Here is a 253-nt window from a genome sequence, read left to right as displayed (position 1 = left end):
TCTAGAGATAGAGCTTTCCTTCGGGACAGGGGACACAGGTGGTGCATGGTTGTCGTCAGCTCGTGTCGTGAGATGTTGGGTTAAGTCCCGCAACGAGCGCAACCCCTAATGTTAGTTGCCAGCACCTTGGGTGGGCACTCTAACGTGACTGCCGGTGACAAACCGGAGGAAGGTGGGGATGACGTCAAATCATCATGCCCCTTATGACCTGGGCTACACACGTACTACAATGGCCAGTACAACGGGAAGCGAA

The 253-nt window shown here is 54.5% G+C and carries 1 rRNA gene; it reads left to right on the top strand.

What is annotated here, in order from left to right:
* Positions 1–253 (top strand): 16S ribosomal RNA (locus M3180_RS22585); the annotation flags it as partial.

The organism is Paenibacillus camelliae, assembly GCF_023715345.1.
GTDB lineage: Bacteria > Bacillota > Bacilli > Paenibacillales > Paenibacillaceae > Pristimantibacillus > Pristimantibacillus camelliae.
This window is presented reverse-complemented; position numbering and strand designations above follow the sequence as displayed.